9 protein-coding genes are annotated in these 7,894 nt (G+C 38.4%); 2 read left to right on the forward strand and 7 right to left on the reverse strand.

The genetic code is table 11. The features are described from left to right. Window positions 1-404, forward strand: a 404-nt coding sequence (locus tag AB1444_15720; GenBank protein ID MEW6528103.1) for a hypothetical protein, incomplete at its 5' end; no start/stop codon positions are given. A gap of 99 nt (window positions 405-503) precedes the next feature. Here the strand turns inward: AB1444_15720 and ubiE are convergent. The 5 genes from ubiE to AB1444_15745 are packed head-to-tail and all read right to left on the reverse strand — an operon-like array spanning window position 504 to window position 4,832. Then, entirely contained in the window at window positions 504-1,280 is a 777-nt protein-coding gene (ubiE, locus tag AB1444_15725) for a bifunctional demethylmenaquinone methyltransferase/2-methoxy-6-polyprenyl-1,4-benzoquinol methylase UbiE (protein MEW6528104.1), read from the reverse strand. Continuing rightward, on the reverse strand, window positions 1,277-2,347 hold the full coding sequence (locus AB1444_15730; protein ID MEW6528105.1) for a CofH family radical SAM protein: 1,071 nt from the start codon (window positions 2,345-2,347) through the stop codon (window positions 1,277-1,279). The genes ubiE and AB1444_15730 overlap by 4 nt, the downstream gene beginning before the upstream one ends. A gap of 9 nt (window positions 2,348-2,356) precedes the next feature. Further along, window positions 2,357-3,163: a menaquinone biosynthesis protein gene (locus tag AB1444_15735; GenBank protein MEW6528106.1), complete on the reverse strand. Its 807-nt coding sequence runs from the start codon at window positions 3,161-3,163 to the stop codon at window positions 2,357-2,359. Window positions 3,164-3,166: 3 nt separating this feature from the next. Continuing rightward, entirely contained in the window at window positions 3,167-4,249 is a 1,083-nt protein-coding gene (locus tag AB1444_15740) for a CofH family radical SAM protein (protein ID MEW6528107.1), read from the reverse strand. Continuing rightward, on the reverse strand, window positions 4,230-4,832 hold the full coding sequence (locus AB1444_15745) for a UbiX family flavin prenyltransferase (protein MEW6528108.1): 603 nt from the start codon (window positions 4,830-4,832) through the stop codon (window positions 4,230-4,232). Before AB1444_15745 ends, AB1444_15740 begins: the two co-directional genes overlap by 20 nt. Before the next feature lie 238 nt (window positions 4,833-5,070). Between AB1444_15745 and AB1444_15750 the strand changes: the two genes are divergently transcribed. Further along, on the forward strand, window positions 5,071-5,241 hold the full coding sequence (locus tag AB1444_15750) for a hypothetical protein (protein MEW6528109.1): 171 nt from the start codon (window positions 5,071-5,073) through the stop codon (window positions 5,239-5,241). 199 nt (window positions 5,242-5,440) lie between these two features. Here AB1444_15750 and AB1444_15755 read toward each other — a convergent pair whose 3' ends face one another. Both AB1444_15755 and AB1444_15760 read right to left on the reverse strand, forming a co-directional pair. Next, complete coding sequence (locus AB1444_15755; protein ID MEW6528110.1) at window positions 5,441-6,166, reverse strand: hypothetical protein; 726 nt, start codon at window positions 6,164-6,166, stop codon at window positions 5,441-5,443. A gap of 167 nt (window positions 6,167-6,333) precedes the next feature. Next, window positions 6,334-7,617: an alanine racemase gene (locus AB1444_15760; GenBank protein ID MEW6528111.1), complete on the reverse strand. Its 1,284-nt coding sequence runs from the start codon at window positions 7,615-7,617 to the stop codon at window positions 6,334-6,336. Between the last annotated feature and the right edge of the window lie 277 nt (window positions 7,618-7,894).

Raw genomic sequence — 7,894 nt, forward strand, 5'->3', positions numbered from 1 at the left:
TCAAACACTATGCACCTCTGTATAAATTACCGCTGCATACCTTCATTATAAATTTCATAAACTATGTGCTGTCGTATAAACGCATCCCCGTCAAAAGCTATAAACGGTTGCAGTATAGAAAGCGGTACCAAACGTGGAAGCGGGTTCATCTGTATTTGTATGAGAATGAGTATGAGTTTGTGATGGATGTGCGGAAAGTCTGTAAAATGTCACTGGCAAAGGTTATAGCCTATTGTGTTGAAAATTATCTTTATGATTATCTTGCAGCCTTAGACAGTGAAGATAATACCGATAACTATCGCTTTAGTGGCTACACATTTTCATTTTATCTTGAAGAAGGTATACCTTGTTGTCAATTTTATTGGGGACCACCGCCGGAATTGGTGAAATTAGCCACCCAATAACTACATACAACACCATTTGAAGGCCACTGCATCAGGAGAATGGCAATCCTGAAAATGTAACTTCTAATATAATTAGAAACTAATTCAAGTAATTTGTTGTTAGTGTATGATGACTCTATTGTGTGGCGTATGATGTGACAATGGTATATTTAAAACCGACGATTGTAAAATAGGTTTTTTGCTGATATATACCGTTGCAATACTCAGTGTCATGGATTTACTTTCAACATTTATAAACCCATGTTTTTCCTGCATGGCTGTCAATGTAACGGGATCAATAAATGTGTGTATGGTTTTTGACAGATAGCGATAGGCATTGAAACTTCCAGCAATGATTCCACCAAGCACTGGCAAAATAGTATACAGATAAAAAAAATATAACAGCCTGAATATATTGTAGCGTGGTCGTGTAAGTTCTAATATAATAAATGTTCCACCAGGCCGTAAAACCCTATACACTTCTTCAAGGAATATATCAATATCAGGAATATTGCGGATACCAAATGATATGCATACTTTGGTAAAAATACTGTCCTTGAATGGCAATTTTGAAGCATCGGCAACCGTTGCAAGGTCATCAATATTCCCCTTTTCTCTTCCTTTTTGGATCATGTTTTCTGAAAAATCAAGCGACACAACGTGTGCGCCTGTACCACGTATTAATGCAGAAAGATCACCAGTTCCACAGCATATATCAAGCACCACATCAGAAGGTTTGCATTCGCAGTGCTCTACAACTGTTTTACGCCATGACCTGTCTATACCTAAAGATAAAATTCTGTTTGCCCTATCGTAGCCATCAACTATGGAATCAAACATAGACCGTATTTTTGCCTTACGCTCATGAGGAGTATCATTATCAACCCTATATCTCATACATATCTCCTGATAGGCCTGTACTTAGAATCACGCTGCAGGGGAATTTTTCCTGCATTAATAATTATATCACATAATTGTTCAATATTGGTGGTTGTGGTTACCCCTGTTGCCTTTACCACCTTTTCTTCCATCAAAATACCCCCCATATCGTTTGCACCCATGTCAAGAGCAATTTGTGCCAGTGCCATCCCTTCAGTTAGCCATCCTGCATGAAGATACGGCACATTGTCCAGAAAAATTCGTGCAATGGCAACAGTTTTTAGATAATCCAGTCCAGTTGCAGGGATTATATCTTCCATGTAGGTTCCCTTTGGAGAAAATGACCAGGGGATAAATCCCATAATAATACCCGTTTCATCCTGCATGCGCCGAACAACTTCTAAATGCTCTATTCGCTGCTTTAATGTTTCGCCCATACCGTATGTCATAGTTGCGGTAGTATGCATGCCATGTTTCTTAATTGAACGGATTACATCGCACCACTGTTTTACAGTAATTTTATGCGGACTTACTTTCTTGCGCACTTCATCCACAAGCAAGTCAGATGCACCCGGTATTGAATCAAGTCCTGCATTTTGTAGGGCAGCTATGACATCATCAATGCTGCAATCACTTTGTCTTGCTATATGTACTATTTCCGAAGGTGAAAATGAATGTAAATATATACTGGGATAATGCTGTTTTATTGTTTTTACCATGTTAATATAGTGCTGCAAGGTATATTCCGGATGCAATCCACCCTGCAGCATCACCTGTGTACCACCTATTGTAACAAGCTCATCAATCTTTTGTAAAATATCATCCATGGATAAATCATACGGCGGTATTTTTCCTGCACGGGCATGATACGCACAGAAGTTACACATTGCCACACACCTGTTGGAATAATTTATAATGCGATCAATGACAAAACCAACTTCATTGCCAGGAACTATATGCTGGCGTCGTATATTTGCTAAAACACCTAATGTAGCTATATCGTACTGATACAGGGAAACAGCGTCATGTGAATCTATCCGCCTATGATCAGTTACAGCATGGTATATTGTTTCAATGGATTTCATACACAGTAACTATCGCCCATATAATTGTAATGATGGCACCTTTGGCAATAAGTGAAGTTCCCAGGCAAGCGAATAATAATATAGCAGAGCTTTTTTTAGCTCATTGGTAAATTCAAACTTAAGCAATGTGTAATAATGCGCAATATCATAGGCTATGGTGGGGTATCGTTGCCGCGCTTTTTCAATAACATCGTAGGGATTTTTTATAAGCTCATTCAGTGACAATCGGTATGATGCACACACCGCGTCAATGATATCAGCATAGCGGGTTGCATCTTTTCGCACAGCAAACACTGCAAAGACCACAGGGTAACCTGTTTTCTGAAGCCACAGGTCCCCCAGGTCATAGATATACGGCAGCGGCTCAGTTTCATGCATCATTGCTTCATTGCCTATAACAAGCTTGGCATCAACATCATGCAGCACCGGATAGGGATCAGAGCTTGTGTAGTGCGGCGTTAAACCATAAAATTTTTGCAAAATTATTTTCAACAGCACCACCGAAGTTTGTGAAGCCTGTGACAATCCCACCGTGCATCCACTCAGCATCTCAATGGGCTTTTTGCTTATCAGAATGACCGAGCGCACATAACCAATGGAACTTAAACAAAACTCAGGTAAAAGCTGCAAATCCTGCTGTGCTTCAGCATACGCTGCAGACGATATGGGACTCATATGCAGCGCACCGCTTTTCAGCATCATATTAAGCTGGCTTGGATACGCAGGTACCACCTCAATACCTGATAGTGGCTGTATATGAAACATGTGATAATAAAATGGAAAGCAGTTGAGATAATTTATATAGCCCAATTTCATAATTCACCGTGTTGGCACATAGCTTGCATTTACACGTAACGGCGTAAAACCTGCATCACGAATTAGATGCTGCAAAAAAGGCTCTGACCCCCAGGCAGGCGTTTTTGCCCCTGCACTGTGCACCACCTTTTCATCATAGTAAGTTGCGCCAATGTCATCCACACCGCATTGCAATAGTACCTGTGCTAACTTCTCTCCCACATACATCCATAGCGCCTTTATATGCGGCACATTGTGCAGGTAGACTCGTGCTGTTGCATATATTCTGATAATATCATATCCTGTTGGCTCTTTTCGCTTTGCTTTAATTTTTGTATACTCTTCATGAAATACAAGCGGCACAAATGTTTTAAAACCTGAGGTTGTATCTTGCAACGTGCGTATGTGACGTAAATGGTCAACAATGTCAGCTGGCTTTTCAATATGGTTAAAAAGCATGGTTGCATTGGTTTTAATGCCGTTTCGGTGCGCAATAGCCATTACTTCAAGCCATCGCTGGCCACTTATTTTTTTTGGGGCGATAGTTTGCCGAATTTCAGGCGCAAATATCTCAGCACCTCCACCTGGGATTGATCCAAGCCCTGCATTTTTGAAGCGAGTAAAAAGCTCATCCAATGGTATAGTGAACTTCTTTGAAAGATAATCATATTCCACAGCAGTGAAGGCAACAATGTGAATAGTGGGATTTATTGCTTTAATGGTTTTGAGCATGTCTTCATAGTATGAAAATGGCAAATCAGGATGAAGTCCACCAACGATGTGCACTTCATCAATATCTCCAGCCTGTGTTATCTTTGCGGCTATATCATCAAGGGATAGCACATAGGCATCGGCATCGTGTTTATCGCGGGAAAATGCACATAACGGGCATCGCAGCATGCATACATTGGTATAGTTCAGGTTCATATTTACGCCATAGTAGACTACATTGCCATGGAGCTTCTGCTTTACGTTATGGGCAATGGAACAAAGTCCCATAATGTCATTGGTTGAAAGCATGGCAAGGGCATCATCATCAGTGACGTGAATACCCGCTTCAACTTTTTTTGCAATTGCTTCAAGGTTACTATCGGTTAGTATCTTCATTGTTCCATCGTTTGTACAGAGTGTGTTCAATATGTAACAGGTCCAGTACCCTGCCAACAACAAAATTAATAACATCTTCGATAGTTTTGGGGAAATTATAAAATGCCGGGACAGGCATTACCACGCTAGCTCCATTGAGTGTTAATGTGTGCAAATTATGCAGGTGTATTGCACTCATTGGTGTTTCGCGGGGCACAACGATTAGCGTGCGCTTTTCTTTTAGTGCAATATCGCACACACGGTGGACAAGAGTATCAGCATATCCACTAGCGATAGCGGCCACGGTCTTCATTGATGCAGGAATGACCACTGCAGCATCAAATGGATTGCTGCCGCTTGCAATTGGTGTAAAAAAATCATCAGGTGTATATTCTTTTAGATTATGCAGCAATTGAATATCGATACTGCGCTGTAGCAGAATATCTTTTACTGTGTGGACGTTAGTTTGTAACTCATACTGAATAACAGGCCAACCACTTTTTGAAACAATACATGCAACTTCTTTGTTTTTCTGTAACAGCTCTTCTATCAGGCGTATTCCCATGATAGCACCGCTTGCTCCTGTTATGCATACAATTATCATGCGATTAATTGTATCACAATGCGTCAATTCCTTCTAAAGTTATTTTTAACATCACACTATAGTACGCAGTCGTTTAAAAGCTTGAGTGCCTGCGATTGTTGATTAATAATTTTCTTTATTTTATCTTTTGCAGGATTTAGCCTTTGTGCCGCTACAGGTGTTATTGGTAGTACTGATTCTTGATCGATGGTTACGACGCAAGGAAAAATGAAAATGCTTAAAAAACATTGATGCGTTTATGTTTGATATCACTCCTAAACCTGTTGATTTAACAGGATTAAAAGATTTTTCATACTCACACCGCAACACCATGGTACGGCTTTTGGAAAATCCCAATCTTTTAGAACATGATATGTTTACTGATCTTCTATGGGCAGTATTTCACCTGACTGAAGAATTGCTTTTTTAGGCCTGACTTCAATACACTGACTCAGACTGATATTGCACATCTTAAAGGGGATATTTGTGCGCACGTTTAAACCGCTGTGTAGTGAATGGCTTTCATATATGTAGCATCTGCAAAAGGATTACCCATATCTATTTTCACGTGCATTACACAGAAATCCTTTTAATAAGGATTCTTCAGTTGTTGTTGTATAAAATCAAATTTACAGCTTATTTTTACCTGATAACGGCATCAATATCAAAAACACTGCATACAGCGGCCAGGTGAAGAAATAAAATATATCAGGATTTGCCCCATACCGTACATTGTAAAATATACCTATGACATCCATAACAAAATAGCTTGTGGTTGCAGCGGGTATCATCCAGCGAGCATGCTCAGGAAAATGCTTAGAGCGTTGTACAAGCCATCCCGACCACGCAAAAGGCACCAGCAATAGTGCATATGCAATTGATATTCCCAAAATAGTATAACGCTCTAACAGATCCAATAGATATATGATGATACTAAATGCTACCGCATATAGTGCTATCAGGATACCAATATCTTTTTTTTCTACTGCTTTGAACATCTCAGTGTGACGTATAATGACTGTTAAAAGCATTGGCAAAGCCACAATACCGCCAATAGTAAGAAGTGTGTACATATCGGGCAAAAAATGAGTCCATGTCAAGACACACATATCAGTAATAAAAGTACAGGTAAAGATTAAACGTAAAAATTGCTTATCTTTTTGGGCGATAGCATCCTGTAATCCAAACCACACAAACAATGTAACCGATAATGAAAGCAGTCCTTTAGGTATTGCTACAAAATTGATTTTATGCCCTAATAATAACCCTATAAAATCAATGGCAGTAAAAATGACAACCAGTGTTATCTGAAATCCAACAAAATATTTAATGGCATTTTGTAATTTTGAAGTCATGGTGAAACTCCTTCCGGAAAGAAGAATGCAAGACTTTAACATCATTCATCATGCATGCGCTCAACTGCTTTTGCACCTGCGATAATTAATTTTTTGCGTTTCCTGTGTGATGCATTACTCCTTAACCTCACGCAAAATACAATATATCATTAAATTATTACCTTTTGTCACTGGGGTAGTGCAGGATATTTTCCCACTATCCTTCCCTTCCGTATCATGATTATATCACCAAATTCCCGCATGATTGCTTCGCTTTGCGTTGGGAGTAAAAATATATTATCATCAACCTGAAGTGCCGTTTCTCGTGAACCATTTACAATAGCCTGATTGGTACTGAATCCGTAGATAGTATTATCAATAAGCCCTTCAGGTGAATAATAATAGGCACGCCACCCACCACCATACATAAAATACGTTACCTGTCTGTTTGGGTTCCATTTAGCCATTACGTTTGATATGCCTTCAATAAAAGGAATAGTTGTACCTTCCAGCCTTTTTAACACCGGGGTTGCTACAAATAAAGCCTCAACATGTTCCGATAAAAGTGGTTTATCAAAATCTGACGGTTTTAGAAGAGCAGATCCCATAGCGATATCGTTTACCGGTGGTTTTCCATCAAACAACATGTAAGTATGACTGCCACCACTGTTAAATGTTAAATTTCCAGCAAATAGTGCAGGATATTTCTTTTTGCCATAATTGTAAAACATTGCATAACGTTCCATGGCATCGTTAAATGCATTCTGTATGGCTTTTTTCTTTGAGCTAAATATTGCAAGAGCAGATGCAGAATGAACATCATATCCCATAAATCCAGAAAATTGCAAAAATTTTGAATTTCTTTGTATAGTATCAAGCATTTGATCCAGTTGTTCAACTGTTGTGACCCCACCTCTATGCAATCCTACATCAATTTCAATATTGACTTTCATTTTGATATTTTTTTGCTTTGCAAAGTTATAGTATTGCATCAACCTCTCAGGTGTATCTACCAGCCACTGTATTTGTTTTTCCGGCTTAAATTGCACACCTTGCTTCAAGGAATTGTAAAATTCTTTAACAGCATTTATGGGCATTGGCTTCCCTAAAAGTATATCATAATTTTTTGAATTATTGGCAAGGTAAGTTATATCTGGTCCGTGGAAAACCATAACATGATGTGAATTCATTTTTTTAAGAATATAATCAATAAGCCATGGGCAGGGAATTGACTTTACTGTTAATCTAAATTTTACCAAAGGGTGTAATTGCTTTTTAACTATCGCTAAGTTTTTATCAAGGTTATCAAGATCAACAATAATAACTGGTCTGCCAGGACCATTTTCTTTAAGTTCTTTATTCAAATGAGCAAAATATATATTGTATGGTTTGCCCTTATCACCAGGCTTGATAATAATAATTAATAGCAATGCAAGGACTAATATAGCAATAATCGTTATTTTCTTTTTCATATTAGCGCCCCTCCATTTTTTATATGTATATGATATACCTGTAAAGGCATGTAAGTCAAATTAAAAATTGCTTCAATAATTATTCCTAAGAATATGAAAATTTGAACAAAATAAAAAAAGGGGGTGTCCCAAAAGACACCTCTTTTTTTTAAAAAATTAATTTACAAGCAATTAATGCGACATAAAATTGTCGCATGAAAAAACAACGAAAACCAACAATACCAGTATTTAAGGAATACCATCAGGACCAGGGGTGGCTTTTTCCACCGAATCTCAA

The organism is Spirochaetota bacterium, assembly GCA_040756435.1.
Taxonomy (GTDB): Bacteria; Spirochaetota; UBA4802; order UBA4802; family UB4802; genus UBA4802.

What these genes read in the sequence shown, in the direction of transcription:
- ubiE (MEW6528104.1), bottom strand. Translation starts at nt 1,280, where the DNA reads ATGAGATATAGGGTTGATAATGATACTCCTCATGAGCGTAAGGCAAAA.
- AB1444_15730 (MEW6528105.1), bottom strand. Translation starts at nt 2,347, where the DNA reads ATGAAATCCATTGAAACAATATACCATGCTGTAACTGATCATAGGCGG.
- AB1444_15735 (MEW6528106.1), bottom strand. Translation starts at nt 3,163, where the DNA reads ATGAAATTGGGCTATATAAATTATCTCAACTGCTTTCCATTTTATTAT.
- AB1444_15740 (MEW6528107.1), bottom strand. Translation starts at nt 4,249, where the DNA reads ATGAAGATACTAACCGATAGTAACCTTGAAGCAATTGCAAAAAAAGTT.
- AB1444_15745 (MEW6528108.1), bottom strand. Translation starts at nt 4,832, where the DNA reads ATGATAATTGTATGCATAACAGGAGCAAGCGGTGCTATCATGGGAATA.
- AB1444_15750 (MEW6528109.1), top strand. Translation starts at nt 5,071, where the DNA reads ATGTTTGATATCACTCCTAAACCTGTTGATTTAACAGGATTAAAAGAT.
- AB1444_15755 (MEW6528110.1), bottom strand. Translation starts at nt 6,166, where the DNA reads ATGACTTCAAAATTACAAAATGCCATTAAATATTTTGTTGGATTTCAG.
- AB1444_15760 (MEW6528111.1), bottom strand. Translation starts at nt 7,617, where the DNA reads ATGAAAAAGAAAATAACGATTATTGCTATATTAGTCCTTGCATTGCTA.